The 990-nt window shown below is 46.7% G+C and carries 2 protein-coding genes; both read right to left on the bottom strand.

What is annotated here, in order from left to right; all coding sequences use genetic code 11:
* Window positions 1-75 precede the first annotated feature (75 nt).
* Window positions 76-618 carry an HAD family hydrolase gene (locus A3739_RS20045; protein WP_068476098.1) on the bottom strand — a complete coding sequence of 181 codons (543 nt, stop codon included), beginning with the start codon at window positions 616-618 and terminating at the stop codon, window positions 76-78.
* On the bottom strand, window positions 615-990 hold a 376-nt coding region (locus tag A3739_RS20040; RefSeq protein ID WP_156502714.1), incomplete at its 5' end, for a CBS domain-containing protein. The genes A3739_RS20045 and A3739_RS20040, both read right to left, overlap by 4 nt.

Genomic DNA, 990 nt, shown 5'->3' with positions numbered 1-990 from the left:
TAGAACAGGCTTACCCCGACCAGTAAGATGACCGCCAATAATGAGAATTTTGATCGTTTAAAGGTTTTGCTCATATCACTTTTTTAAAAATGATTGATGAATGTCGTCGAGTAAACCTTGCGCTGATAGTATGAAGTCGCATGCCTCTCTTACGGCGCCATGGCCTCCGCTTGTTTGTGTGCACATGTCTGCATGTTCTTTCACAAAGCTATGCGCGTTCGGGACGGTGATGCCAAGGCCGCAGTGCTTGATGGCAGATAGGTCAGGCAAATCATCTCCCATATAGGCGCATTGCTCCCAGTCGAGTCCCAATTCTTGGCGAATATCATCAAGTGCAATCTTTTTGTCTTCGCGTCCTTGAACTAAATGCTTGATACCTAAGTCTCTTGCTCTGCGGGCGACAAGAGGCGAGTTCCTGCCCGTAATAATGGCAACTTCAATACCGTTTTGTTGGAGGAGCTTAATGCCGTGGCCGTCGAGTGTGCAAAACGCTTTTAGCTCGTCGCCTTGAGCAGAAAAAACAATTTTTCCGTCGCTTAATACGCCATCAACGTCGAGACCTAAAAGTTTGATCTTGTTTGCAGCATTTTTCGCTGCTTCGTTTATTGAATGGTTCATACGACACCCGCTTTCAAAAGGTCGTGCATATGGATCACGCCAACTAGTTTGTTCTCTTCATCAGATACCAAAAGCCCTGTGATCTTGTATTCTTCCATGACTTGCAATGCTTCGGCGGCGAGCGCCTTAGACTGAATCGTTTTGCAGTTCTTGGTCATTACTTTTGAGATCTCTGTGTTGTGAAGATCTAGCTTGTCATCAAAGGCGCGTCGAAGGTCGCCGTCTGTGAAGAGGCCTTGAATCTCGTTAGCATCATTCACAATCGCTGTGAGGCCAAAGCCTTTATCCGATATTTCAAATAGCCCTTCGGTCAGGGGTGTAGCAGGGCTGACTTCTGGAATTCTGTCACCTGTGTGCATCAGTTGCTCCACA

The sequence above is a fragment of the Oleiphilus sp. HI0067 genome (assembly GCF_001635735.1).
The sequence above is the reverse complement of the archived record's forward strand: the minus strand, read 5'-3'. Positions and strand labels throughout refer to the sequence as shown.